This is a genomic window from Christiangramia portivictoriae DSM 23547, from assembly GCF_000423045.1.
GTDB lineage: Bacteria > Bacteroidota > Bacteroidia > Flavobacteriales > Flavobacteriaceae > Christiangramia > Christiangramia portivictoriae.
The window spans coordinates 562438-587861 of sequence record NZ_AUHF01000001.1 but is presented as its reverse complement, the minus strand read 5'-3'; the positions used below and the strand labels follow the sequence as shown (position 1 = coordinate 587861).

Sequence of the window (25424 nt, the reverse complement as noted above, 5' to 3'; positions counted from 1 at the left end):
ACTGGGTGGGCTGAGTCAAGATTGTGAAGTATGACCGTTAAAAATTCTGGCTACCACCAGTATTAAAAAATCGCAGAGTTTTAGTAATTAAGGGAACTCTCCTCAAAGTGCGACTTTAGTTTTGAAAAGAAGCCTGGAAGAGAAAAAGCCAGTCGATCTATAAATTCATTTAGCCTTTCTAATCCTTCTGTATTGAGATTGGAAGCCTCAATGCTTTCCACCAGCCTTTCGAATAATTTATCCTCAGAATACTGACCATTGAGGTAGTTAGCCAGATAATAGTACCAGTGAATCTTGGGTACAAGATTTTCCCGACCCATTTCCTCTGTTTCACGCTCAAGAAGATTATACTTTTTGGTGATCTTGATCACTTCAGCAGGCTTCTCTGCCGTAGTTAGCAACATGAGGTAGTTTGAGAAAAACCTGCCCCAACGATGTTCAAAAACGTGCTTGCGATTCTCATACAGGAAGTTACCCGCAAAGGTTTCTGCAATATTCAGTCGTTTATTCCTCACCAGGGTACGAACGTAATGCGTGGCGAATCCAAGTTTTTGATGATGGTTATAGGAACTTTTAAAAAGTTTATAATTTTCAGTCAGAAGATCCAGCGCTTCCCTGTTCTTATTCTTTTTCAGCAGGATCGCTACGAGATTATTCAGGTAGAAAAGCTTGTCGCTATTATCCTGTTTCACCGACAGATGGGCATAATACTCAGCCTGATCCAAATCCTTTAAATTCGAATGCAGGATCACCCGGTTTGCATAATAATTAAAAAGCACACGCCTGGAATACATCAATCCATGTTTAAAGCAATCATCGATATAATCGAAAACCTTGCGTGCTTTCTCATATTCCTTGTAATTAAAATAGAGAAAAACCAGCCTGATAAAGGCATGATATTTATTGCGACCATCTAGCTTATCATCATAGAGATACTCCAGTAATCTGGACTCCCAATGCTTTGTATTGATCTTTTGTGAGGTGTATTGTCGGGTCAGATCCTTGGTTGCATGAAAAATTTCATCTTTTACAGCTAAAGAGCGCTGATAGGCTTCCAGGTTTTGTTTTAAAAAAGCTTCGGTAAGCTCACAATCCTGATATCTGAATCTTACCAGCAAATAATCCTGGTATTCACGAACAAGTTCATAGAATTTCTGGAAATAGAACGAGGTTTGATCGTAGACATTAATATTCTCCAGCAGTTCCTTTTCTTCTATGGAAGTAATAGTATCTGTCAATACCTGTTTTTCTATAAAACTCAGGTATTCGAGATGTGCATCGACATCGGCTCTCTCGAGTTTATGTGCTATCCACTTTTTGATATAAGCATATTTGCGTTTATCAATCTCTTCATCAAAGTCTTCTGAAGTAAAAAAGCGTTCGGCATTTCTACAAACCTTATTTAAAATTTCCTCCTTCTCTTCATCACGTATCCTGTTGGCCTTCTGAAGAAATGACGCTTCATGAGGCAAGACCCCTTCAGAAAAGTCGGTGAATATTTTAAGTTTAGACTTCATCAATCAAGAAAAGTTTTTATTTGTGCGTTAACAGCTTCAGCTTTTTCAAAATTCACAAAATGTCCCGCTTCATCGATCACCTCAACTTCCAGATGCTGAAATTTTTCTCCGGAAGTTTCTATCAAACCTTCTATACTTTCTGAAGGATGAAAATATTTGTTTGGAATCAGCATATCATTCTTTCCGAAGATCATTAGAACAGGGATTTCAATGCTCTGAATCTCATCGATCACCGGCTCTTCCAGCATTGCATGAATGTTATTGACTACTGTTTCAGCATAATCTGGAAAATCTTCTGCCTCTTTCATGGCGATCCTATCATCTACCATAGATTGAGCTTCTTCAGGAAAACTGTAAAAATTCAGCTTGTAATTTGCCAGAATCTGATCATCTGAAGTATTTACAACCATCGCTGGAGTGTATGCAGATTTCATGACTGCAGCCTCCTGCTCTGTAAAAGTTTCAATTCCGGCTGGTGCGATAAGTATCAATTTTTCATAAGTCTGTGGATATTCCAATACCGAATGCATCGAGATCTGCCCGCCCATGGAATGACCAATAAGCACAACATTCGATAATTCCATCTTATCAACCAGATCATTTAGAACCTTGGCATATTCAGCTAAGCTATAATCAGTTTTGCTACGGGAAGATTTTCCATATCCCGGAAGATCTATTGCTATACAGCGGTAATTTCCAGTTAGTCCCTGAAGGTTCTTCTTCCACGAATCCAGATTACTGGACAAACCATGAACGAAAACTAGAGTTTTGTCTCCATTACCTTCATCGGTATAGGCAATTGTTTCCTGATTGATTTTGATAGTTTTCACTGGAAGTTCGTAGGTTGCTAATTCACTAATAGTTTGCTGTGCACTTAAGGAGCTGAGAACAATACTAAACAGACTAAATAATATTCCTTTTTTCATCTTGTAGAAACTTATACATTTTCTTTAATTGTTTACGGTCAATTTTCCCGATCCCGGACTTAGGTAAGGAATTGAGAAATACAATATGCCTGGGAATCTTGTAAGATGCTAGATAGTCTTTAAGCTTTTCCTGCAGTTCTTCTTCGTTTAAATTCTGAATATTTCCAACCAGAAAAGCTACTCCAGCTTCCCCCCAGTTTTCATCTTCAACACCTATAACTGCCGCCTCTTTAACGAGATTCTTCTTCAGCAATACATTTTCGATCTCCAAAGGATAAATATTCTCTCCTCCCGAGATAAACATCTGGTTCTTTCTTCCCACCATATATAGAAAACCTTCAGGATCTATTCTTACAATATCACCGGTTTGAAACCAGCCATCTTTTATTTTTTCAAGAGTATAAGCTGAATTGTTCCAGTAACCGGGAGTGACAATATTTCCACGCAGGTACAGCTCTCCAGCTTCACCAGCCAGCACTTCCCGATCTTCATCATTTATAATTTTATAGTCCACGTAAAAATTTGGTTTCCCAATCGAACCTTTTTTCCATAGAGCATCATGATGATGCAGGGAGGTGATACAAGGCCCCGCTTCGGTGAGTCCGTAGCCCTGCCGTAAAAGAATCCCTTTTTCTGCCCATTTATCAATAATTGAAATGGAGAGATCTTCTCCTCCTACCACAATATATTTTAGCTCTGGTGCTTTAAAACCCTGAAAAGCCTGGTGTTGAACCATCATTCTAAGCATGGTGGGAATAGCAAGAAACAGACTTATGGAATTATTCTGAATATAATCCAGCACTTTTTTAGGCTTAAAAGCTTTCAGAAAATCTACCCTTGCACCGCGATGCAACATTGGTAACAGCAATACATTCCAACCGGAAGTATGGTAAGGCGGCAACGCATTCAGTGTAAAATCTGCGGAAGTGATTTCTAATTGTACCGAAGTATTTAAACTATTCCAGAAGAGCATTCGGTTGGTGTATAAAACACCTTTTGGTTTTCCGGTTGTTCCTGAAGTATAAAAGATAAAGACCGGTTGCTCAGGTTCAATTTCAGCAGGTATTGCTTCTGAATTTTCTCTGGATGCCGCTTCATAGATTTGGCTTATTTCGACCTGATTAAAAAATACTTTTTCTCTTAGTTGAACTTTTTTCGGCTGATATACCTTTTCATAAATGACCAATGATGATTCTACGTCCTTAATGCAGTATTCCAGTTCTGAAACTGAAGCTCTGTAATTAAGCGGAACAAGTATTGCTCCCATTCTTTGAGCAGCGATAAAAAGTATGAGGTATTCTGGCGAATGAGAGGCAAGCACTGCAATTCTATCTCCTTTCTCAATAGAATATTCAATTCTCAAGTGATTCTCGAGCCGAACCGAAAGATCATTCAGCTCCCTGTAAGTATAAGCTGTACCCGTGTCTACAGATGCTACCGCTTTCTTATCTGGAGTATAGACAGACCATTTTCCTATCCAATCAAAATAATTCATGTTTTCTTTCTACTAATTAAATATAGAGAATTACCAATAATAAAAGATGCGACAACAGCGATTGCTGCTGAAACTCCCGGGTTGTTCACCGGCTCCTGCATATACGGGGTAATCCTTCCGTAGTAAATAATAAAATGAAGTGCTACTGCTGAAAAACTTGCGATGAATACTGCATTCTTGCTAACTTTCTTGAAATAGATCCCAAAAAGCACCGGCACGAAGGCAGCAGCGAAATAGGCATAGACCCCATTCTGTGCAAAAATCGCCACACTTACATTTGGATCTACGATCTGGTCGTAACTTAGAAAGAAGCTCACGATTGCCAGTATAATGATCACAATTTTATTTAATCCTACTTGATTAAAAGTCTCCTTTTTACTTAATGGTGCTATTAGATCTGTTGTGATCGTGGTGGAAAGGGACTGTATCAAAGCTTCTAAAGTAGAAAGCCCAGCTGAAATCAAACCAGCAACGATTATTACTCCGATTCCCGCTGTAAAAGTTTTCACTACATAAGCCGAAACCAATTCGTCCATCTTCAAGGCAGTTCCATCAAGGCTTAGATCTGGAAAAGTGAGTCTTGCATAAAGACCAACCACTACTACCAGGAAGAAGATACTCATGCAACCAATTGCTACGGTAAGATATTGATTGATGGACTTCTCACTTCTAAGAAATAATGTCTTTGTAATTATATGTGGCTGGCAAACTATAGCGATCCCAATGATAATCTGGCATACGATGATCTCAAAATAATCCCGGAAAAGAAAACTTTCAGGGTTTGTGGTTTTCGTCAAATTAGGATCGATCTCACTTAGCAGACTGGCAAACCCTTCGAAACCATTAGAAGAATACTCTGATCCTGAAGCTAACAGGATCACTGCTACCACAAACATGATAATCGCCTGTACGGTATTGGTATACACCATGGAATTGGCTCCACCAAACATGGTATATCCAAAGACAAAGGTGATCAACCCCATTAGAACATAGAAAGGCTCAAGATTCAATGACTTCGAAACGATTTGGGTAAGTCCCACGCAAATGAGAACGATGAAAGTGATTAATAATAAAGACAGCATTGCAAAGAAAATTGTGAGTGCTTTGGAATCATAACGCTTACCTATCCATTGTGCCATGGTTAAGGCTTTGACAGTAGAACCATGTTTTTGAAATGCTTTGGTAAAGAATATGAGAGAAGCAAAAATTGCAATGGGCATCACTACACCGAAAGATATAATCCCGGAGAAACCATATAAAGCTATAAAGCCAGGATTTATAATGAATGTTGCGGCACTCGTCATGGAAGCAGCAAGACTCAATCCAACCGCCCATGCGGGAAAGCCATTACTTCCAATTGCAAAGTCATCCATATTCTTCGTTTTCAGATTTCCCCTTATCACGAAAAAAAGGATGATAAGAGCATAGACAACTAGAAGAATAGTAACGTAAAGTGACCAGGTTTCTGAAGCGAACATATATGATTGATTACAAAATGTGAATGTAGAACTCTACATGAACAGATTAACATGAATTTATGAAATAAAAAGTAAGACTTAAACCATAATAAAAGAATTTTATTCATAAGCCATTACCAACAAAGACTTCATCAAAGTGCGACTTTTTGTATACAGATTTTCATCAGGCTTTTTGATACATTTAGGGCAGTATTAATCCATTTATGATGAAACGTCGACAATTTATTCAGAAAACCGGGATCAGCGTAGGAGCACTTAGTGTAAGTTCCAGCCTGTTCCCAAATAATATACTGGAACCTATGAACAACCAACCGAAACCTGTTGCGGTCGCAACCTGGAATTTTCAAAATGCCACCAAAAAAGCAGGATCTATGCTGGAAAACGGCGCCAATGCTCTCGATGCCGTGGAGCAAGGAGTGATGGTAGAAGAGGCCAACCTCAAAAATACGACCGTGGGAGATGGCGGAGCACCAGACCGGGATGGAAATGTCACTCTGGATGCCTGTATAATGTCCCCCAATGGCGATGCCGGTGCAGTGGTCTACCTCAAAGAAATCGCACATCCCGTACAGGTTGCCAGAAAGGTGATGGAAGATACCCCACATGTGATGCTCGCTGGTGAAGGTGCTTTACAATTTGCCATTCAACAGGGTTTTAAAAAGAAAAATCTGCTAACTGAAAGTTCTGAAAAGGCATGGAAGGATTGGCTGGAGCATAAAGAATATCGCCCCATCATCAATATTGAAAATCATGATACCATTGGAATGTTATGTATGGATGAAAAAGGTGATATCGCAGGCGCCTGTACCACTTCAGGACTTTCGTACAAAATGAATGGTCGCGTGGGAGACTCTCCAATCATTGGTGCAGGACTTTTTCTTGATAATGAAGTTGGTGGAGCTGTTGGCACAGGGATGGGAGAAGCGATCATGAAAAGTGTGGGCAGCTTCCTGATCGTGGAACTGATGCGACAGGGAATGTCTCCACAGGATGCCTGCAAGGAAGCGGTCATGAGAACCGTTCGTAAAGCTCCTAATCACAAAGATTTCCAGATTGCTTACGTAGCCCTGAACAAGGCCGGGGAAATTGGCTCTTACTGTATCCATAAAGGCTTTAGTTACGCCAAGTTTCAGGATGGCCTTAGCAGTGATAACCTCAGCCCTTCATATTTGGATTCTTAGCATGATATCATTCTGCGGAACGAGATAATCTTTGTAATTTTGAATGAATCACCAATCTTTATTAAACATTTCAAATGGCCGATCAAAAACGCCTTTTTTTACTGGACGCATACGCATTAATTTTCCGTGGATATTATGCATTTATTAAAAACCCCAGAATCAACTCCAAAGGTTTCAATACCTCTGCGATCATGGGTTTTACAAATTCACTCTTTGATGTTATAAGAAGAGAAAAACCAGATCACCTGGCGGTTTGTTTCGATAAGGATGGGAGTGAGGCCCGAACTGAAATGTTTTCAGACTATAAAGCGAACCGGGATGAAACTCCTGAACCTATACGCGAATCTATTCCTGTAATCCAGGATATTCTTCGCGCCATGCTTATTCCAGTAGTGGAATGTGCCGGAATGGAAGCAGATGATATTATTGGAACTCTTGCCAAACAGGCAGAAAAGGAGAACTATAAAGTATATATGGTAACGCCAGATAAGGATTTTGCCCAGCTGGTTTCTGAAAACATCTTTATGTACCGCCCGGCAAGAATGGGAAATGGCATAGAGATCTGGGGAATTCCGGAAGTTCAGAAGAAATTTGAGGTAGAGCGCCCCGAGCAGGTGATTGATTTCCTTGGAATGATGGGTGACTCTGTAGATAATATTCCGGGATTACCGGGAGTTGGTGAAAAGACTGCCAAAAAGTTTCTGAAGAAATACGGAAGCATGGAAGGTTTACTGGCAAATACCGATGATCTTAAAGGGAAAATGAAGGAAAAGGTCATTGAAAATGCGGAATTAGGACTTTTATCTAAAAAACTGGCCACCATCTTCGTAGACTGTGATGTGAAATTTCATGCTGAAGATTATGAGCTTTCCATGCCAGATGGTGATAAAGTACAGGAGATCTTTGATGATCTCGAATTCAGAAGGCTAAAGGATCAGTTTCTAAAGCTGTTTTCAGGAGAAGAAGAAAGCACCCCTACCCAGGTCACCAATTCACCTTCAGCAAAACAAAATGCCCAGACGGCTGGAGCCGGACAGTTTTCCCTGTTCGGAGGAGATGGAGAGGAGATAGAGCGAACTTCTTCCAGAACCAATCTTGCCGATACTCCGCATTTTTATCAGCTGCTTGAGACAGAAATGTCACAAAGATTATTTTTTGAGCGATTACAAATGCAGAAGAGCGTTTGTTTTGATACTGAAACCACGGGATTAAATCCGCTTGAAGCAGAATTAGTAGGAATTGCATTCTCCTGGGAAGCGGGAAAAGGCTATTACCTTCCATTCCCGGAAGATCGTGAGGCAGCTCAAAGTTTAATTGAAAAATTAAGACCATTTTTCGAGAATGAGGCTATAGAGAAGATTGGTCAGAATCTTAAATACGACATCAAGGTACTGGACAAATACAATATCGAGGTAAAAGCACCGGTATTTGATACCATGATCGCGCATTATCTAATCAATCCAGACATGCGTCACAATATGGATGTTCTGGCAGAAACCTATCTCAATTATACTCCGCAGCCAATTACTGAACTTATCGGGAAGAAAGGAAAGAATCAAAAAAGCATGCGGGATGTTGATTTGAAGGCTCAAACTGAATATGGCGTAGAAGATGCCGATATCACCTTTCAGCTTAAAACGCTTTTCGAAAAAGAGCTGGAGGAAGCCAACACCAGAAAATTATTCAATGAAATAGAAATTCCGCTGGTGGAAGTACTGGCAGATATGGAACTGGAAGGTATCAAACTGGACGAAAATTATCTGCAATCCCTTTCTGAAGCCTTAAGCAATGATATTAAGGACCTGGAAGCTAAAATTTATAAGGAAGCAGGCGAAGAATTCCTGATTAGTTCTCCCAAGCAACTGGGGATTATTCTTTTTGAAAAACTGGAACTTTCCAAAAAACCCAAGAAAACGAAAACGGGACAATACAGCACCAGCGAAGACGTGCTATCTGTTCTGGCTGAGGAAAACCCGATCGTTCAGCATGTACTGGATTACCGCGGACTCGTAAAACTTCAAAACACCTACGTCGATGCCTTGCCTAATCAGGTAGAAAAAACGACCGGTCGCGTACATACCGAATATGTGCAAACCATTGCAGCAACGGGAAGGTTAAGCTCCAACAACCCGAACTTACAGAATATCCCGATTAGAACAGAAAGAGGGAGACAGGTTAGAAAAGCTTTCGTGCCCCGAGATGAAAATTATGTCCTGCTTGCCGCCGATTACTCCCAGATAGAATTGCGTATCATAGCCGCTTTAAGTAAAGAGGAAAATATGATCAAGGCTTTCCAGGAAGGCGAGGATATCCATGCCTCTACCGCCGCAAAAGTTTTCAACGTGCCACTGGAAGAAGTTACCAGGGAACAACGAAGCAATGCCAAAACGGTAAATTTCGGGATCATCTATGGTGTTTCGGCTTTTGGATTGAGTAACCAGACATCACTTTCCAGAAGTGAAGCAAAAGATTTGATTGACACCTATTATAAGACCTACCCCAAACTGAGCAGTTATATCGCAGAGCAGGTGGAGTTTGCAAGACAGCATGGTTACGTGAGCACCGTACTAGGCCGAAGACGATATTTAAAGGACATCAATTCCCGGAACCAGGTAGTTAGGGGCGCTGCCGAAAGAAATGCGGTAAATGCACCTATACAGGGTAGCGCAGCAGATATCATTAAACTCGCCATGATCAATATCCATAAAAAACTGAAGGAAGGTCACTATAAAACTCGAATGCTGTTACAGGTTCATGATGAACTGGTGTTCGACGCTTTTAAAGATGAACTGGAAGAGGTGAAAAGCATGATTCAAACAGAGATGGAAAACGCTTATAAGTTAGAGGTGCCGTTGGAAGTGGAAATTGGAATTGGACAGAACTGGCTGGAAGCTCATTAGAAGAAAACAAGAATTCTGAACTAAAAAACCTCGTTAGCAATACTAACGAGGTTTTTTGACTAACACTATAAACTACTTCTTCATATTATTTGACCCTGGTATACTCCAGCATTAAAATTCTGATTTCTGAAGCCCTTGTATTCCCTGGATCGTTCACATATTGATCTGATTCAATTTTGGTCACGTCGAATGCAAAAGTATCAGCTCCAAGATCGATCTCTTTCTCATGTATAAAAGTCTCCTCATTGATGGTTAGCTCCAGAACAAGTTTGTTGTCACTTACATACCATAGTCCTGAATCCATTCTATCTGAGAGACAGGTAAAATCATTTCCATCTCCATCTTCAAAGGTCATCATGGCATTGTTACTTACAAACGAGCTATCAGCATTAAATGTTATACTCATTGTGTTAAAACAATCAGTTTCATCCAAAAGGTTCTGACTTCCTCCCGGCAGAGAATCAAGATCCACTTCCACATCTGCCATCATTTTGCTAAGATTCCAGCTACCAACCATATCTGCAGTAGTCACGGTAGTAGCGTTACTAATCTTCAGGTTTGATTCCTGTGCAATGTCATCAGTACTACAACTTTGTAAAAATAATCCTGCAAGTGCCAAGCTTACAAACAACCTCAGGTGCATTAATCGTTTCATATTATAGATTTAGGGACTACAAACATACACTAGAATCCAGAAAATTAAGGAATTCTTAACATGAAAAATTAATCTTAATCGCACAAAAATGCACTTTATCGGTAGATTAATTTAAGTTTTTCGCTATTTGAAGTCCGTTTCCTACCTTTTTACCAGAATTGATGTCTGAACATCGCAAATAAATTCCGCTCATTTATAATCCTGAGAACCAGCTGATTTACCATGGATTAAATTTTGATAGTGCTATTTGCTATATGAATTTATAATTGTACATTTGCACCCCTGTTTTCCCGATTGAGATTCGGGTAAATGGGATTGGAATGTTTAATAATTAGTAAAATCAATTGGTGTGGACACATTAAGTTACAAAACAGTATCGGCTAACAAAGCCACCAGAACCAAAGAATGGGTTGTGGTAGATGCTGACGGACAAAATTTAGGTCGTCTTGCTTCAAAAGTAGCATATCTACTTAGAGGGAAGCACAAGCCTAACTTCACCCCACATGTTGATTGCGGAGACAATGTTATTGTATTGAATGCGCAGGGAATCAACTTAACTGGAAAGAAATGGGACTCTAAAGAGTACATCCGTCACACGGGCTATCCAGGTGGTCAAAGAAGTCTGACAGCTTCAGAACTTTTCGCAAAAAGTCCTGAGAGACTTGTAGAAAAGTCTATTAAAGGGATGCTTCCTAAGAACAAACTTGGAGCTGAACTATTCAGAAATTTAAAGGTTTACGTAGGATCTGAACACGATCATGATGCTCAAAAACCTAAAACTATTAACTTAAACGACATTAAGTAATGGAGGTAATTCACAAAATTGGCCGTAGAAAAACTGCTGTGGCCCGTGTATATGTTTCACAAGGAAGTGGAAACATTACCGTAAACAAGAAAGACCTTAAAGATTACTTCACAACTGGACCACTTCTTTACAAAGTGAACCAGCCAATGATGCTTACCGAAAATGAAGGAAACTTCGACGTTAAAATTAACGTTTACGGTGGAGGTATCACTGGACAGGCTGAAGCAATTCGTCTGGCCCTATCCAGAGCTATGGTAGCGCTAGACCAGGAAAACCATGGCGCACTTAAGCCAGAAGGTCTTCTTACCAGAGATCCACGTATGGTAGAACGTAAGAAATACGGACAGAAGAAAGCCCGTAAGAAATTCCAGTTCTCTAAACGTTAATCTTATTACCGGATTGATTTCCGGGGAGTTCATAAAAAAATTAATTTTTTGTTGTTATTCTGTTCATGCCGGGCAGAAGTTAGTTTAGCATCTAAACAGTCAGGGCCATACTATTAAGTAGCCACCTGGTTGTTGCTATCTCAACAGAACGTAAACTATTACAAAAATGGCAAACAAAGTAGAAGTAAAAGAATTACTTGATGCTGGTGTTCATTTTGGACACTTAACCAGACGTTGGAATCCAAATATGGCTCCATATATTTATATGGAACGTAACGGGATCCACATCATCAACCTATATAAAAGTGCTGCTAAAATGCAGGAAGCAGGTGATGCTCTTGCAAAGATCGCAGCAAGCGGAAGAAAGATCCTTTTCGTAGCTACAAAGAAACAAGCGAAAGAGATCGTTGCTGAGCAGGCTGAAAAGGCAAACATGCCTTATATCACTGAGCGTTGGCCTGGTGGTATGCTAACAAACTTCGTTACTATCCGTAAAGCTGTGAAGAAAATGGCTTCTATCGATAGAATGAAGAAAGATGGAACTTTCAACTCTCTTTCCAAAAAAGAGCGTTTGCAGGTAGATCGTCTAAGAGCTAAGCTAGAAAAGAACTTAGGTTCAATCTCAGACATGTCAAGACTTCCAGCTGCGCTTTTCGTTGTAGACACTACACGTGAGCATATTGCGATCAAAGAAGCACAAAAACTAAACATTCCAATTTTTGCGATGGTAGATACCAACTCAGATCCACGTGAGGTTGATTATCTAATTCCATCAAATGACGATGCTTCTAAATCTATTAGCAAAGTTGTTTCTTACGTTGCAGACTCTATCGTAGAAGGTCTTTCAGAAAGAAAATCTGAGAAGCCAGCTAAGAAAAAGGAGGATTCTAATGCTTCAGGAGAGAAAAAAGCCAAAGCTGCCGCTCCAAAGGCAGAAAAAGCTGAAGTTCCTTCAAAAGATGCCGAAGACAAAAAGGCTATGAAAGAAGCTAAGAATGATGTAAAGCTTGAATCTAAAAGTGAAACTTTAGATAAAGCTAAATCATCTAACGAAGAAGAATAAAATAACGTTTACATAAATTCTAAAAGTCGTTTAGTTTCTTTCTTTATAGTGAGTTTCTAAACGACTTTTTTCAATAAAAAAACAATATTATGGCTAAGATATCCGCCGCTGAAGTAAATAAATTAAGAAAAGCTACCGGTGCAGGAATGATGGACTGCAAGAAAGCATTAGTGGAAGCTGATGGTGATTTTGACGCTGCAATCGAATTGCTTCGTAAGAAAGGTCAGAAAGTAGCTGCAAAGAGAGCCGACAGAGATTCTTCTGAAGGTGCTGCAATTGCTCAGGTGAATACTGAAAATACCAGAGGTGTTATTATTTCCCTGAACTGTGAGACAGATTTCGTTGCTAAGAATGATGATTTTATCAAGATGGCTAACGATTTCGCTGAAATCGCTCTTAACTATTCTTCTAAAGAGGAATTTCTTAAAGCTGATTACAAAGGAATCACTGTAGAAGATAAACTTACCGAGCAAACAGGAGTTATTGGTGAGAAGATTGAGATTGGTGCCTTCAAAACTCTGGAAGCTCCTTTCGTTGGTTCTTACATCCACGCTGGAAACAAAATTGCTGTTCTTACAGGTCTTTCTAAGAATGTTGAAGGTGCAGATGAGGCTGCAAAGAACGTCTCTATGCAGGCTGCAGCAATGAACCCGGTTGCACTTAATGAATCTGGAGTTGATCAGCAAACTATCGATAAAGAGATCGAAATCGCTAAAGATACTTTGAGACAGGAAGGAAAGCCAGAAAATATGCTGGACAAGATCGCTCAGGGAAAACTTCAGCGTTTCTTCAAAGACAACACTTTGGTTCACCAGGCTTATATCAAAGAGAACAAGCAAAGCGTTGCTGAGTACGTGAAGTCTGTAGACAGCGAACTTGAAGTAGTTGCTTTTGAAAGAGTTGCTCTAGGATAATTTATTCTGAATAATATATTGAAAGAGGTTTTATGCATTTAAAACCTCTTTTTTTATACGTTTATTTTACTAAACCTTCTGAAATTGTATGAATTCTGAAGAGAATTCTTCTAATCTGAAAAACTATTAGTTATGTCTGCCAGCCCGTTTAAATTCAAGCAATTTACCATAGAACAGGATCGTTGCGCCATGAAAATTGGAACAGACGGTGTATTGCTGGGCGCGTGGTCTTCCCTCGCACAGGAACCGGAAAGTGTTCTGGATATTGGAACAGGAACCGGGCTTATCGCATTAATGATCGCACAGCGATCTGATGCAGAACTCATTGATGCATTGGAAATAGAGGAAAATGCATACGAACAGGCTGTAGAAAACTTTGAAAACAGCGATTGGGGCGATCGCTTGTTTTGTTATCATGCTGCGTTTGATGAGTTCGTGGAAGAAATGCAGGATGAAGAAAAATATGATCTCATTCTTTCCAATCCGCCTTTTTATACTGAGGATTATAAATCAGGTAATGAAAATCGAGACCAGGCCCGTTTTGCTGATGCCTTACCACTTGGGCAGTTGATGGAAGGCGCTTCCCTCCTGCTTTCCAAAACCGGACATTTTGATGTAATTCTTCCTTTTTCTGAAGAGGAAACAGCAATTAAGATCGCAGAAACCTATCAATTGTACCCTTCAAAAATTATGCGGGTTAAAGGAACTGCTGAAGCTCCCACTAAAAGATCCCTGATTAGCTTTGGGTTTGAAAAAACTTCAGCTGAAATTGAAGATCTTATCATTGAAATTTCCAGACATAATTATACTCCGGAATACATCAATCTGGTCAAGGATTTCTACCTGAAAATGTAAGTCCGCTTACTATTTCAATTCCTTATAAATAGAATACCAAAATAGTCACGCAAATTTAAGTGAAGACCAGGTAAAATTCTGATTTTTATCAGCGAACTAAAATGTGGCATTCTGTTAGATCATATTGAGCGAGTTTACCAAAATTCAGTTCGATTTTCGTTCGCCTATATGTTATTTAATTATACTGAATAACAATCAGCTTAACTTTCTAGTGGAAAAACCACTTAAAATTTTACAATTTCACAGCTTTATTCTTAAAAAATAAGATTGCTTCTCACTAAAGACTTGGTTACATTTGTTAGAAACACTACACAATGAAACCAGATTTATTCCAGGCTCCTGATTATTACCAGATTGACGACCTGCTCTCCAATGAACATAAAATGGTTCGCGACGCTACTCGAGAATTTGTAAAGAGGGAAGTCTCTCCTATCATAGAAGAGGCAGCACAAACTGCCACATTCCCCAAACAGATTTTAAAAGGTCTTGCTGAAATTGGCGCCTTTGGCCCATATATTCCTGAAGAGTATGGAGGGGCCGGTCTTGACCAAATCTCTTACGGACTCATCATGCAGGAAATAGAGCGTGGTGATAGCGGGATTAGATCTACAGCTTCCGTACAGTCTTCACTGGTGATGTACCCAATTTTCCAGTATGGAACTGAGGAACAAAGAAAGAAATATCTTCCAAAACTGGCTTCCGGAGAAATGATTGGCTGCTTTGGTCTTACAGAGCCGGATCACGGTTCCAATCCTGGAGGCATGACCACAAATTTCAAGGATATGGAGGATCACTACCTATTAAATGGAGCCAAAATGTGGATCTCCAACTCACCATTTGCAGATATTGGTGTGGTTTGGGCAAAAAATGAGGAAGGTCGTATACACGGGCTCATCGTAGAACGTGGGATGGAAGGTTTCAGTACTCCTGAAACTCATAACAAATGGTCTCTTCGTGCCAGCGCCACCGGTGAATTGATCTTCGACAATGTGAAGGTGCCAAAAGATAATTTACTACCAAATAAATCTGGACTGGGAGCACCGCTTGGCTGCCTGGATTCGGCGCGATATGGAATTGCCTGGGGTGCCATAGGTGCTGCCATGGATTGCTATGATACTGCATTGCGTTACGCCAAGGAAAGAGAACAATTTGGAGTACCCATTGCAGCCAAACAATTACAACAGAAAAAGCTGGCCGAAATGATTACCGAGATCACCAAAGCACAACTAATGGCCTGGAGACTCGGAACTCTGAAAAATGAAGGCAAAGCTACTTCAGCACAAATTTCCATGGCGAAAAGAAACAATGTGGAAATGGCTATCAGGATAGCACGAGAATCAAGACAGATCTTAGGAGGTATGGGAATTACCGGTGAATATAGTATTATGCGACATATGATGAACCTGGAAAGCGTGATCACCTATGAAGGAACTCATGACATCCATCTGTTAATCACCGGGCTTGATATCACAGGACATGCAGCTTTCTAAACTGGTAATATAAACATACAAAACGCTTTTACTTTAATACGGCCTTCGACAGGCTCAGTCCGGCAGTCGTGCTAGGAGTGGCTTTAGACAGGCCCATTCCGGCAAAGACCATCTATGCAAAATTATGCTCTTGTTACACTTTACAGTGCTGCGCTGAGCTTGTCGAAGCGCTTTTATATTCAAGCGGACTTCAACAGGCTCAGTCCGACAGTCATACCATAAAAGGTTTTCGACAGTCTCTGTCCGGCTGAAAATAGTTATACAAATTTATACTCTCCGAAACTTAGAATTGCTGCGCTGAGCTTGTCGAAGCGCATTCATCTTGAAGCGGACTTCGACGGGCTCAGTCCGGTAGTCATGCAATGAGGGCCTTCGACAGGCTCAGTCCGGCAGTCGTACCATGAAAGGTTTTCGACAGTCTCTGTCCTGCTGAAAATAGTTATACAAATTTATACTCTCCGAAACTTAGAATTGCTGCGCTGAGCTTGTCGAAGCACTTTTATATTCAAGTGGACTTCGACAGTCTCTGTCCGGCTGAAATTAGTTATACAAATTATACTCTCCAAAACTTAGAATTGCTGCGCTGAGCTTGTCGAAGCGCTTTGATCTTCAAACTGCCTTCGACAGGCTCAGTCCGCATTGATCGAAGAGATAAAGTATTGTGTTTTCAGTTAACACTTGCAGTAAAACGACCTTCTACAGGCTCAGTCCGATAGTCGTGCATGAGTGCCTTCGACTGGCTCAGTCTGACAGTAACCAGCCACGCAAATTAATACCATTGACAACTTTGAATTGTCGCACTGTGCTTTTAGTAGCGCTTTGATCTTCAAACTGCCTTCGACAGGCTCAGTCCGGAAGAAAATAGTTATACAAATTATACTCTCCAAAACTTAGAATTGTCGCGCTGAGCTTGTCGAAGCGCTTTGATCTTGAAACGGCCTTCGACAGGCTCATTCTGGCATTGATCGAAGAGATAAAGTTTTGTGTTTTTAGTTAGCACTTGCAGTAAAATGGCTTTCGACAGTCTCAGTCCGGCGATTTGCGTCTAAAACATCTAGTTATTTATTAAACCCATACGCAGGATAAATATCAATCTTTATAACAAATCGAAGCAAGGGCAGCGCTTACAGCGTTTGCCCTTTTTATATTTATCGCAGCATTTCGATTTTAGAGGTTTCGGCTTTTTAGCCACTACTCCGTCCACCTGCAAATACTCTACAGATTTTTCAGAATAGAAAATTAGCACAACACTTAACAGCATAGTTCAAAATACAGATTTCAGCACAGGATTTAGTTAAACAAGCTGTAAAAACTGGCTAATGTTTTTATAGTATGTATGCTAGCTCTTAAATTTGCAAGAAAATTACCTTATGATGATTAAAGAGATAAACGAAAGTTTAAAACCTCTAACCAACCAGTTAATTAATCATTCACTTTACCAGAAAATAGATAGTCCTGAACATCTGCAATTGTTTATGGAACATCATGTGTTTGCGGTATGGGACTTTATGTCTTTACTAACTGCCCTTCAGGAAAAACTTACTAAAACCACCAATCCCTGGTTACCGGTAGGAGATCCGGAAACGAGATATCTGATCAATGAAATTGTTCTTGCCGAAGAAACCGATATCAACATGCAGGGTGAACGCCAGAGCCATTTTGAAATGTATCTCGACGCGATGAGCGCCGCCGGGGCCAATAAATCTGCAATTGAGGATCTTTTAATGCAGGTAACTCATGGAACTGATATATTCCTGATTATTGCGACTAGCAAATTACCAGTAAGCATCAAACAGTTCCTGAAGCATACATTTGAAGTTGTTTATAGTCGGGAACCTCATAAAATCGCGTCGGCATTCACATTTGGACGCGAAGGTCTGATTCCAGCTATGTTCACCTCTATTATAAGTAAGGTGCAGCAAAAGTTCCCTCAAGAAGATCTAAGTCTTTTCAAATACTACTTTGATCGCCATATCGAACTGGATGAAGATGAACATGGTCCAATGGCATTTAGAATGGTCGAGCAATTGTGCGGAAATGATGATAAGAAGTGGCAGGAAGTAAAAGCCGTCGCTGAAAAGTCATTGCAAAGCAGAATCGAATTCTGGGACGGTATCGAAGCTGAAATTGAAGAGCGTAAATCGCTTCAAACAATCTAGAATTAGAAAAATTTGTACTAAAAAAGCCTGAAGAATTATCTTCAGGCTTTTTTGTTATTCGGTTGTTGGAGCTATTCGAATCTCCAGTCCTTCAAGTTCATCTGTAATAGGAATCTGGCAGCTTAGCCTGCTGTTATCTTCTACATGAAATGCCTGATCCAGCATATCTTCCTCCTCGTAGCTCATCTCAGGCAGCATGTGCTGGTAATTGAGCATATAACACTGGCAAGAAGCACACATCGCCATTCCACCACATATCCCAATGGTACCTTCCGGAGCTAGCTCGTAGGAACGAATAACTTCCATCAGGTTCATATTCATATCTGTTGGGGCATCGATAACATGTGCCTCGCCTTCCCGGTCTATTATAGTGATCTTAACGTCAGACATCGAACTGTTTCTAATTTATACTTTTTACAACTTCTCTTTTGGCTTCCTTCTTACTGCCATCAAACCCACTAACTCCACTTACCGTAGTATATTTCATCACGTATTTCTTGTCTGGATTGATTCGCTGGTAAGCACTTTGGCACATGATCGCAGCTTCATGAAAACCGCAAAGAATAAGCTTTAATTTCCCTTTATACGTGTTCACATCTCCAATAGCGTACACTCCAGGGATATTTGTTTGATAATCATACGTATTATCAACTTTGATGGCATTTTTTTCTATCTCCAGTCCCCAGTCTCCTATTGGACCAAGTTTAGGTGATAGCCCAAAAAGTGGAATAAAATCATCAACTTCCTTGATCTCTTCTCCCCGGGCCTCATCCTTATGCCTTATAACTACTGCACTAAGTTCATCTTCTCCCTGAAGATCTACAACTTCAGCATCTGTAATTAAATTTATCTTCCCAATTTTTGAAAGCTCTTCCACTTTCTCTACGGAATCTAAAGCTCCACGAAAATCCTTTCTTCTGTGCACAAGGGAAACTTCTGAAGCTACATCTGCTAAAAATATACTCCAGTCCAAAGCTGAATCTCCACCGCCAGCAATTACTACTTTGCGATCGCGATAAACTTCAGGATCACGAATGATGTAAGCTACTCCTTTATCTTCATAGTCTTTGATAGAAGGAATTGGCGGTTTCCTTGGTTCAAAACTACCTAAACCTCCAGCAATTACAACAACGGGAGCATGATGCTTCGTACCCCTGCTGGTGGTAACGATAAAACTTCCATCTTCCTGTTTGTCTATGGTCTCCGCTCTTTCTCCTAAAGTGAATCCAGGCTCAAAAGGTTTGATCTGCTCCATTAAATTATCTACCAGGTCTCCTGCCAGTACTTCAGGAAAACCAGGAATATCATAAATTGGCTTTTTCGGGTAAATCTCTGAACACTGTCCTCCGGGCTGCGGAAGAGCATCGATCAGGTGGCATTTCATTTTTAAGAGTCCGGCTTCAAAAACGGCGAATAGTCCGGTAGGACCTGCACCAATGATGAGCATATCAGTTTTAATCATTCTTCAGCAAAATTTTAAAGGGTAGACCGGTCTATGTTTACCACTTTTTCTATTTGAGGCACATATTTCTTGATCGTCATCTCCACACCACTTTTCAGGGTCATTTGATTCACAGAACAGCCAACACAAGCTCCTTCAAGCTGTACTTTTACCAATCGATCATTGTCTTCTATGGATACAAGGGAAATATTCCCTCCATCACTTTCAAGAAATGGACGAATCTCGGCAAGTGCCTTTTCAACATTTATTTTAACTTCTTCGCTTGTCATTTATTTTTTCTTAACCGCACTACAGCCAGCCATGGTCGTAATCTTGATAGCTTCTGTAGGTGGTAAATTTTTATTTCTATTCACCGTTTCCTGTACCATGTTTCTGGTAATCTCCTCGAAAGCAGATTCCAACGGTGTTGCTGTTTGTAAGGCTGCTGGTCTTCCAATATCTCCAGACTCCCTTAAACTTTGCACTAATGGTATTTCTCCCAGGAATGGCACCTCAAGATCTTCAGCAAGATTTTTGGCACCTTCTTTTCCGAAGATATAATATTTATTTTCAGGAAGCTCTTCCGGAGTGAAATAAGCCATGTTTTCTACGATCCCAAGAACAGGCACATTAATACTCTCCTGCTGGAACATTGCAACTCCTTTCTTAGCATCGGCCAGGGCTACATTCTGTGGAGTACTTACAATTACTGAACCTGTAATAGGCAGTGATTGCATGATCGATAAATGAATATCTCCAGTTCCAGGAGGCAGATCGATCAACATAAAGTCCAGTTCTCCCCATGCAGCATCAAAGATCATCTGGTTCAGGGCTTTGGCGGCCATAGGACCTCTCCAGACCACAGCCTGGTTAGGTTTGGTAAAAAATCCAATGGAAAGAATCTTAACTCCGTGATTTTCCACCGGTTTCATTTTGGATTTTCCATCCACGGTTACCGATAGTGGCCTTTCAGCCTCCACATCAAACATGATTGGTGTGGAAGGTCCATAGATGTCGGCATCCAGAATCCCTACCTTAAACCCCATTTTCGCCAGGGTCACCGCTAGATTCGAAGTTACAGTAGATTTCCCAACGCCACCTTTTCCTGAAGCTACGGCGATGATATTTTTGATTCCAGGGATTTGCTTTCCCTTGATCTCAGGCTTCTTCTCAGGAGCTTCAACTTTGATGTTTACTTTAACTTTCGCCTTTTCATACACTTTTTCATGAATGGCTTTCATCACATCAACCTCAGCACGTTTTTTTATATGCAGTGCCGGCGTGCTTAGTACAAGATCCACCACCACTTCGTCGCCAAAGGTCATTACATTTTGAACCGCACCACTTTCGACCATATTTGAGCCTTCGCCCGCCACGGAAATAGATTCTAATGCAGTTAAAATTTCTTTTCTGTTCAATTTCATAGACTGATTTTAATCAGATTTTTTACAGCTTAATTAGACTGATTCTAAACGCAAATATAAAGGTAAAAGCTAAGAATACGAAGAATTTAGGAATATTAGATCGATCGCTGGATAGCAGTAATTTATGGTAATTGAGATTCGCTTAAAGCTCTTCCTTGGGATCCCAGAACAGCTTCTTGAAATTGACCACGTGTAGTTCTTTTACCTCAACGCCTTCAGCTTCGAGAAGTTGCTGCATGGCGTTGGTTCCGGAGAAGTGATGTTTCCCGGAAAGCATTCCATTTCTATTCACTACCCGGTGTGCCGGAACATCCTTATCATGAGAATTGTTCATTGCCCAGCCCACCATTCTTGCACTGCGCGCAGCACCAAGCGATTTTGCGATGGCTCCATAGGAAGTAACCCGTCCTTCAGGAATCTGCCTGCAGACTTCGTAAACTTTCGCGAAAAAACCTGAATTATCTTTCAAACTCAATTGTTCAGAATTCTTACCAGCGCAATGACAATAAGAACTGCCATCAAGGCCGTCATGAAATAGTTGGAATATTTAGCGAAAGACTCCGCTTTCTTTTCAATCTTATCAAAAAGCACCACGTAAAGATACAAGGCTGTAAAACTTCCTAGACAGGCAGCGATGGAAAAGGAAGAGTTAAGAGACCAGTCATATTCCAGACCACCACTTAAATTCATGGCACCCGCGATAGCCACAAAATAGGGAATTGGAAATACATTTAGCGCGGCTATAAGTATACCCTTATAAATACTATTGGCGTTCGCTTTCCTATTACTCGGGTCTATTCTTTTCTTCTTTTGTGCCTGTATGAAAAAATAAACGGCCAGAATACAGAAAACGACCAGTCCCGCCCGTAAGAGCATTTTCTTGACAAACGGATGATCAAAAATATACCCTGCGAGTAGCACCGCGATCAAAGCCTGTATAAAAACAATAATACCAGCTCCAATGGCTACATAGAGTCCGTTTCTTTTGCCTTTTTCCACACAGGTCTTCGCCACGGTCATGTTTACCAGACCTGGAGGAACCACGCCAATGAAGGCGGCAAAATAGGTAATCAGAAAAATCTTAGTTTCTTCCAATAATGCTTATTTTATCCGGAATTGAATATAGGTAATTGGTTTACCTTTTTCAAGATACTGATTTTCATAAAAAGTCTGAATCCCGGTCACTTCTTTTGGAGAATACTCATTGCTGTAAATATCATGATGAGCATAGAGAATTTCCTGTCCCTGCCCGTGCAATAAGCCCAATGTGTAACCATGCATGAATTCTGAATCTGTTTTAAGGTGCATGAGTCCGTCAACTTTCAGAATATTCTTATACCGAACTAAGAACTCTGCATTGGTCAAACGATGTTTTGTACGCTTATATTTTATCTGGGGATCTGGAAAGGTGATCCAGATCTCGCTAACTTCTGCGGAAGCAAATACATATTCAATCAATTCGATCTGCGTTCTTATAAAGGCAACGTTTTCCATTCCTTCTTCCAGAGCAGTTTTGGCACCACGCCAGAAACGCGCACCTTTGATATCCACCCCAATAAAGTTCTTATCCGGGTTCTGCCTTGCCAGGGCTACGGTATATTCTCCCTTACCGCATCCAAGCTCCAGAACGATGGGATGATCATTCTTAAAAAAATCCCTGCTCCAGTTTCCTTTTAATGCAAATTCCTGCTCTGTAAGTTCCTCTCTTGACGGCTGAATTACATTGGCAAACTGCTCGTTCTCTCTAAAACGCTTAAGTTTATTCTTGCTTCCCACTTAAAATCGATATTTTGGCAAAATTAAAGAAATTAGCTTAGGAGCGGCTAAGAATAGTTTTGAATATGCCGAAGAAACGAATTTTAGTAGCTGTAATGAACTGGGGATTGGGACATGCCACCCGAAGCGTCCCCATTATAAAGGCGCTTCAGCAAAGTGAATATGATCCTATCCTGGCTTCAGATGGCGCTGCCCTCGAATTACTAAAAAAGGAATTCCCGGAGCTTACCCATCTTGAATTACCGGGCTATAATATTCAATATGCGAGAAATGGCTGGCTTCTAAACTGGAAGATCATAGCTCAAACCAGGCATATTCGTAAGACCATCGCTGCGGAAAAAGAAATGACCCGCAAGATCGTGGAAGAGCATCAAATTGAAGGGATCATTTCAGACAATCGGTTTGGAGTATATGATGAGAAACTCAGAACCAATGTATTTATCACACACCAGATCCAGGTGTTAAGTGGCATCACCAGTTTCCTTTCCTCTAATATCAACCGCCGGCATTTGCAGAATTTCGACCAGATCTGGATTCCGGATTATGCTTCAGTGGAAAGGAATTTGAGTGGAAAACTAAGTCACGTAAAGAATTTGCCTGAGCAATGTGTCTATATAGGTGCTCTAAGTAGATTTGAAAAGCGTGCCTTGAAAATAAAGTACAAATACCTGCTGTTGCTTAGCGGACCGGAACCTCAGCGCCAACTTCTGGAAGAAAAATTGCTCGAATGCTTCAGTAGTTCCAGTGATGAAATATTGTTGGTACGCGGAGTAATTTCAGAAGAAAAAAAGCTTAGTTCCATCAATCCAAACCTGCATATTCGCAATTATCTCTTCGGAAAAGAACTGGAAGATGCTATAAACAAGAGCGATATCATCATTGCAAGATCAGGTTACACTACACTGATGGATGTGGCGAAATTAGAAAAACAGGCGTTTTTTATTCCAACACCAGGGCAGGAAGAACAGGAATATCTCGCTAAAAAACTGGAAAACCAGGGTGTCGCACCTTATTCCACCCAAAATAAATTTAACCTGGAAAAACTGAAGAAAATTGATGATTATACTGGCTTACGTAATTTCGGTAATGGCAGAGTTCTCGGGGATTTCTTTACGTTTTTCGAGCGTGAATGAAAATTCACTACCCACACCAAACACACTTTCAACATAGATCTTTTCCTCGTGTGCTTCCAGGATATGTTTGACAATTGATAGACCAAGCCCGGAACCACCTTCTTTCCTGCTACCACTTTTATCTACACGGTAGAATCTCTCAAATAACCGGGGAATGTTCTCTTTAGCGATACCTTCTCCATTATCTGTTACCCGAACGATGACCTTGTTCTTAATAAGGTTTTCGATACTAATTTCTGTGGTTCCGCCGTGTTTTCCATACTTGATGGAATTAACGATCAGGTTGGTAAGCACCTGCTGAATACGTTCTCTATCTGCCCTCACTTTGATAGGCTCATCATAATCCAGATCGAAAGTTAGGGTAATATTCTTTTTTGCTGCCTTCATTTCGAGTAGATCAAAAGATGCCTGTATCAATTCTACGATATCAAAAGTTTCGTATTTGAGATGCAGATCACCCGTTTCGAGTTTGGTGATCATGTCCAGATCTTTTACGATGTAAATAAGACGCTCTACCCCTTTGTTCGCTCTGGCCAGGTATTTTTTGCGAATGACCTTGTCCTTATGCGCACCATCAATGAGCGTAAGAATATAACCCTGTACGGTAAATAACGGTGTTTTTAATTCGTGGGAGACATTGCCCATAAACTCTTTACGATAAGCTTCTCTCACTTTTAAAGTTTCGATCTCCAGTTTTTTGTCCTCAGCGAATTTCTTCACTTCCCGGGTTAGACTGGACATATCTGTAGTGATCTGGTTTGGGCTTAAAGTTTTTGAATCCAGCAGCGATACATTATCATACACCTTCTTGATGCGGCGATAAATAAAACGCTCCACCCTATACTGAATGATTAGAAAAGAGAACAGATAGCACAGACCTCCGAAAAGGAGTAAAGTGACCCACCAGGTCTGGAGATCAAGAAATAAAAATACTGCCAGAATTCCGGTTAGGAAAAGGCTTATAAATAAAGCTGTCCTTATAGCAAACCTATAAGACCTCTTAAACTGTTGTGCCATTTAAACTACAAACTTGTACCCAACACCTTTGATGGTTTTGATCTTATCGTCGCCAATCTTTTCACGTAGTTTCCGGATATGAACATCAATCGTTCTGCCACCCACTACAATATCATTACCCCATACTTTGTCAAGGATGTCTTCTCTCTTAAAGACTTTCCCCGGTTTGGATGCTAACAAAGATAACAACTCAAATTCTTTTCGTGGTAAACTGCGTTCTTCCCCGTTCTGTTCGATCTTGTATTCGTCACGATTAATCGTGATCCCGGCAAGTTTAACAATATTAGAACCTACCTCTTCATCACGGTAGCGTCTTAATAAGGCTTTTACTTTGCTCACCAGAACTTTTGGCTTGATAGGCTTGGTAATATAATCATCTGCCCCAGCATCGAAACCGGCCATTTGTGAGTAATCTTCTCCTCTTGCCGTTAGAAAGGTAATAATGGTATGTTCGAGATCTGGGGACTTCCTGATTTGTTCACAAGCTTCAATACCATCCATTTCAGGCATCATGACATCCAGAATAATAAGATGCGGTTTATGCTTTTGAGCAAGTTTAACTGCCTTGGCACCATTTTCAGCAGTGATCACCTGGTAACCTTCCGAAGAAAGATTATACCCTACTATCTCCAGGATATCCGGCTCATCATCTACTAGTAAAATCTGAATGTCTTTTTTCTTCATGGTGTATAACTATGGTTAAGAATGTATAAAATTAAGGATTAATTTGAATTAACATGGCGCTTAACCCATTGGTAACAATTAACTAACTCTTTAATGACGAAGGATTAAATCTGAGGTAACATCCC

The 25424-nt window shown here is 40.4% G+C and carries 24 protein-coding genes; 10 read left to right on the top strand and 14 right to left on the bottom strand.

Annotation, left to right across the window (positions count from 1 at the left end; all coding sequences use genetic code 11):
- Window positions 1-80: 80 nt before the first annotated feature.
- The 4 genes from G529_RS0102870 to G529_RS0102855 are packed head-to-tail and all read right to left on the bottom strand — an operon-like array spanning window position 81 to window position 5416.
- Window positions 81-1517 (bottom strand): hypothetical protein, encoded by a 1437-nt coding sequence (locus G529_RS0102870; protein ID WP_026914102.1) that lies wholly within the window; start codon window positions 1515-1517, stop codon window positions 81-83.
- Complete coding sequence (locus G529_RS0102865; RefSeq protein ID WP_035695413.1) at window positions 1517-2443, bottom strand: alpha/beta fold hydrolase; 927 nt, start codon at window positions 2441-2443, stop codon at window positions 1517-1519. The genes G529_RS0102870 and G529_RS0102865 overlap by 1 nt, the downstream gene beginning before the upstream one ends.
- Window positions 2421-3938, bottom strand: a complete 1518-nt coding sequence (locus G529_RS0102860) for a class I adenylate-forming enzyme family protein (protein WP_026914100.1) — start codon at window positions 3936-3938, stop codon at window positions 2421-2423. Before G529_RS0102860 ends, G529_RS0102865 begins: the two co-directional genes overlap by 23 nt.
- Window positions 3935-5416, bottom strand: a complete 1482-nt coding sequence (locus G529_RS0102855) for a sodium/pantothenate symporter (RefSeq protein WP_026914099.1) — start codon at window positions 5414-5416, stop codon at window positions 3935-3937. Before G529_RS0102855 ends, G529_RS0102860 begins: the two co-directional genes overlap by 4 nt.
- 206 nt (window positions 5417-5622) lie before the next feature.
- On the opposite strand from G529_RS0102855, the gene G529_RS0102850 reads away from it, so the two are divergent.
- On the top strand, window positions 5623-6597 hold the full coding sequence (locus tag G529_RS0102850; protein WP_026914098.1) for a glycosylasparaginase: 975 nt from the start codon (window positions 5623-5625) through the stop codon (window positions 6595-6597).
- 74 nt (window positions 6598-6671) lie between these two features.
- Window positions 6672-9497: a DNA polymerase I gene (polA, locus tag G529_RS0102845; RefSeq protein ID WP_026914097.1), complete on the top strand. Its 2826-nt coding sequence runs from the start codon at window positions 6672-6674 to the stop codon at window positions 9495-9497.
- 85 nt (window positions 9498-9582) lie between these two features.
- On the opposite strand, the gene G529_RS0102840 is transcribed toward polA, so the two are convergent.
- Window positions 9583-10152, bottom strand: coding sequence for a DUF5004 domain-containing protein (locus G529_RS0102840; RefSeq protein ID WP_084509727.1), 570 nt, complete (start codon window positions 10150-10152; stop codon window positions 9583-9585).
- 349 nt (window positions 10153-10501) lie between these two features.
- On the opposite strand from G529_RS0102840, the gene rplM reads away from it, so the two are divergent.
- The 7 genes from rplM to G529_RS0102805 all read left to right on the top strand — a co-directional run bounded on the left by rplM (window position 10502) and on the right by G529_RS0102805 (window position 17824).
- The gene (gene rplM, locus G529_RS0102835) at window positions 10502-10957 is read left to right on the top strand and encodes a 50S ribosomal protein L13 (RefSeq protein ID WP_026914095.1); all 456 of its coding nucleotides are present in this window, start codon (window positions 10502-10504) and stop codon (window positions 10955-10957) included.
- A complete protein-coding gene (gene rpsI, locus G529_RS0102830) occupies window positions 10957-11343 on the top strand; it encodes a 30S ribosomal protein S9 (RefSeq protein WP_026914094.1) in 387 nt (128 codons plus the stop codon). Before rplM ends, rpsI begins: the two co-directional genes overlap by 1 nt.
- 166 nt (window positions 11344-11509) lie before the next feature.
- The gene (gene rpsB / locus G529_RS0102825) at window positions 11510-12406 is read left to right on the top strand and encodes a 30S ribosomal protein S2 (protein ID WP_026914093.1); all 897 of its coding nucleotides are present in this window, start codon (window positions 11510-11512) and stop codon (window positions 12404-12406) included.
- A gap of 89 nt (window positions 12407-12495) precedes the next feature.
- Window positions 12496-13320 carry a translation elongation factor Ts gene (tsf, locus tag G529_RS0102820; RefSeq protein ID WP_026914092.1) on the top strand — a complete coding sequence of 275 codons (825 nt, stop codon included), beginning with the start codon at window positions 12496-12498 and terminating at the stop codon, window positions 13318-13320.
- Between the two features lie 132 nt (window positions 13321-13452).
- On the top strand, window positions 13453-14175 hold the full coding sequence (locus G529_RS0102815; RefSeq protein WP_026914091.1) for a tRNA1(Val) (adenine(37)-N6)-methyltransferase: 723 nt from the start codon (window positions 13453-13455) through the stop codon (window positions 14173-14175).
- A 314-nt stretch (window positions 14176-14489) separates the two neighbouring features.
- Window positions 14490-15665, top strand: a complete 1176-nt coding sequence (locus G529_RS0102810; protein ID WP_026914090.1) for an acyl-CoA dehydrogenase family protein — start codon at window positions 14490-14492, stop codon at window positions 15663-15665.
- A gap of 1373 nt (window positions 15666-17038) precedes the next feature.
- On the top strand, window positions 17039-17824 hold the full coding sequence (locus tag G529_RS0102805; protein WP_026914089.1) for a DUF3050 domain-containing protein: 786 nt from the start codon (window positions 17039-17041) through the stop codon (window positions 17822-17824).
- A gap of 54 nt (window positions 17825-17878) precedes the next feature.
- On the opposite strand, the gene G529_RS0102800 is transcribed toward G529_RS0102805, so the two are convergent.
- The 7 genes from G529_RS0102800 to trmB all read right to left on the bottom strand — a co-directional run bounded on the left by G529_RS0102800 (window position 17879) and on the right by trmB (window position 22465).
- Window positions 17879-18214 (bottom strand): 2Fe-2S iron-sulfur cluster-binding family protein, encoded by a 336-nt coding sequence (locus G529_RS0102800; protein WP_026914088.1) that lies wholly within the window; start codon window positions 18212-18214, stop codon window positions 17879-17881.
- Window positions 18215-18224: 10 nt separating this feature from the next.
- On the bottom strand, window positions 18225-19286 hold the full coding sequence (locus G529_RS0102795; RefSeq protein WP_026914087.1) for an NAD(P)/FAD-dependent oxidoreductase: 1062 nt from the start codon (window positions 19284-19286) through the stop codon (window positions 18225-18227).
- A 14-nt stretch (window positions 19287-19300) separates the two neighbouring features.
- The gene (locus tag G529_RS0102790; RefSeq protein ID WP_026914086.1) at window positions 19301-19555 is read right to left on the bottom strand and encodes a NifU family protein; all 255 of its coding nucleotides are present in this window, start codon (window positions 19553-19555) and stop codon (window positions 19301-19303) included.
- On the bottom strand, window positions 19556-20689 hold the full coding sequence (locus tag G529_RS0102785) for an Mrp/NBP35 family ATP-binding protein (RefSeq protein ID WP_026914085.1): 1134 nt from the start codon (window positions 20687-20689) through the stop codon (window positions 19556-19558). It lies immediately after the preceding gene.
- A gap of 142 nt (window positions 20690-20831) precedes the next feature.
- Window positions 20832-21158: an MGMT family protein gene (locus tag G529_RS0102780; RefSeq protein ID WP_035695495.1), complete on the bottom strand. Its 327-nt coding sequence runs from the start codon at window positions 21156-21158 to the stop codon at window positions 20832-20834.
- Window positions 21159-21160: 2 nt separating this feature from the next.
- The gene (locus G529_RS0102775) at window positions 21161-21784 is read right to left on the bottom strand and encodes a LysE family translocator (protein WP_026914083.1); all 624 of its coding nucleotides are present in this window, start codon (window positions 21782-21784) and stop codon (window positions 21161-21163) included.
- Window positions 21785-21790: 6 nt separating this feature from the next.
- Window positions 21791-22465, bottom strand: coding sequence for a tRNA (guanosine(46)-N7)-methyltransferase TrmB (trmB, locus tag G529_RS0102770; protein ID WP_026914082.1), 675 nt, complete (start codon window positions 22463-22465; stop codon window positions 21791-21793).
- Window positions 22466-22530: 65 nt separating this feature from the next.
- Here trmB and G529_RS0102765 point away from each other — a divergent pair, with 65 nt between their 5' ends.
- Window positions 22531-23598, top strand: coding sequence for a glycosyltransferase (locus G529_RS0102765; RefSeq protein WP_026914081.1), 1068 nt, complete (start codon window positions 22531-22533; stop codon window positions 23596-23598).
- Here the strand turns inward: G529_RS0102765 and G529_RS0102760 are convergent.
- The gene (locus G529_RS0102760; RefSeq protein ID WP_026914080.1) at window positions 23536-24615 is read right to left on the bottom strand and encodes a sensor histidine kinase; all 1080 of its coding nucleotides are present in this window, start codon (window positions 24613-24615) and stop codon (window positions 23536-23538) included. The two genes, G529_RS0102765 and G529_RS0102760, sit on opposite strands and share 63 nt — an antisense overlap.
- Window positions 24616-25299, bottom strand: a complete 684-nt coding sequence (locus G529_RS0102755) for a response regulator transcription factor (RefSeq protein WP_026914079.1) — start codon at window positions 25297-25299, stop codon at window positions 24616-24618.
- Between the last annotated feature and the right edge of the window lie 125 nt (window positions 25300-25424).

Bases quoted from the DNA above. Each gene is read 5' to 3' on its own strand.
- G529_RS0102850 (WP_026914098.1), top strand. From the start codon at position 5,623: ATGAAACGTCGACAATTTATTCAGAAAACCGGGATCAGCGTAGGAGCA.
- rpsI (WP_026914094.1), top strand. From the start codon at position 10,957: ATGGAGGTAATTCACAAAATTGGCCGTAGAAAAACTGCTGTGGCCCGT.
- G529_RS0102860 (WP_026914100.1), bottom strand. From the start codon at position 3,938: ATGAATTATTTTGATTGGATAGGAAAATGGTCTGTCTATACTCCAGAT.
- G529_RS0102800 (WP_026914088.1), bottom strand. From the start codon at position 18,214: ATGTCTGACGTTAAGATCACTATAATAGACCGGGAAGGCGAGGCACAT.
- G529_RS0102795 (WP_026914087.1), bottom strand. From the start codon at position 19,286: ATGATTAAAACTGATATGCTCATCATTGGTGCAGGTCCTACCGGACTA.
- G529_RS0102785 (WP_026914085.1), bottom strand. From the start codon at position 20,689: ATGAAATTGAACAGAAAAGAAATTTTAACTGCATTAGAATCTATTTCC.
- G529_RS0102840 (WP_084509727.1), bottom strand. From the start codon at position 10,152: ATGAAACGATTAATGCACCTGAGGTTGTTTGTAAGCTTGGCACTTGCA.
- G529_RS0102815 (WP_026914091.1), top strand. From the start codon at position 13,453: ATGTCTGCCAGCCCGTTTAAATTCAAGCAATTTACCATAGAACAGGAT.
- tsf (WP_026914092.1), top strand. From the start codon at position 12,496: ATGGCTAAGATATCCGCCGCTGAAGTAAATAAATTAAGAAAAGCTACC.
- G529_RS0102810 (WP_026914090.1), top strand. From the start codon at position 14,490: ATGAAACCAGATTTATTCCAGGCTCCTGATTATTACCAGATTGACGAC.
- G529_RS0102855 (WP_026914099.1), bottom strand. From the start codon at position 5,416: ATGTTCGCTTCAGAAACCTGGTCACTTTACGTTACTATTCTTCTAGTT.
- G529_RS0102755 (WP_026914079.1), bottom strand. From the start codon at position 25,299: ATGAAGAAAAAAGACATTCAGATTTTACTAGTAGATGATGAGCCGGAT.
- rpsB (WP_026914093.1), top strand. From the start codon at position 11,510: ATGGCAAACAAAGTAGAAGTAAAAGAATTACTTGATGCTGGTGTTCAT.
- G529_RS0102805 (WP_026914089.1), top strand. From the start codon at position 17,039: ATGATTAAAGAGATAAACGAAAGTTTAAAACCTCTAACCAACCAGTTA.
- polA (WP_026914097.1), top strand. From the start codon at position 6,672: ATGGCCGATCAAAAACGCCTTTTTTTACTGGACGCATACGCATTAATT.
- G529_RS0102870 (WP_026914102.1), bottom strand. From the start codon at position 1,517: ATGAAGTCTAAACTTAAAATATTCACCGACTTTTCTGAAGGGGTCTTG.
- G529_RS0102865 (WP_035695413.1), bottom strand. From the start codon at position 2,443: ATGAAAAAAGGAATATTATTTAGTCTGTTTAGTATTGTTCTCAGCTCC.
- G529_RS0102790 (WP_026914086.1), bottom strand. From the start codon at position 19,555: ATGACAAGCGAAGAAGTTAAAATAAATGTTGAAAAGGCACTTGCCGAG.
- G529_RS0102765 (WP_026914081.1), top strand. From the start codon at position 22,531: ATGCCGAAGAAACGAATTTTAGTAGCTGTAATGAACTGGGGATTGGGA.
- G529_RS0102760 (WP_026914080.1), bottom strand. From the start codon at position 24,615: ATGGCACAACAGTTTAAGAGGTCTTATAGGTTTGCTATAAGGACAGCT.